Consider the following 272-nt stretch of genomic DNA (forward strand, 5'->3'; position numbering starts at 1 on the left):
TATTTAACCCAAAAAAGAAAATTAACTCTAGAAACCATTAAAGAATTTAAACTAGGTTACGCCTCGTTATCTAATAAACCTTTATCTTTTCGGTTAGTAAATTACTTTAAAAAGAAAAATATTGATATCGATCAATTAGTGGAATATGGCTTTATCAAAGAAAAAACCAGTCAACAAAGAAAAAAATATTATCATGATACTTTCCATGGTTCCATTATTATCCCCATTGAAAATGGTTATCATCAAACTTTTCATTTTTATCAAAACCATTT

Annotated in this window: 1 pseudogene; it reads left to right on the plus strand. The window is 25.7% G+C overall.

From position 1 onward, the window contains the following. Nucleotides 1–272: pseudogene (locus tag RI01_RS03155) on the plus strand (toprim domain-containing protein); the annotation flags it as partial.

It is taken from the genome of Italian clover phyllody phytoplasma str. MA1 (genome assembly GCF_000300695.1).
In the GTDB taxonomy this organism is placed as follows: domain Bacteria; phylum Bacillota_I; class Bacilli_A; order Acholeplasmatales; family Acholeplasmataceae; genus Phytoplasma.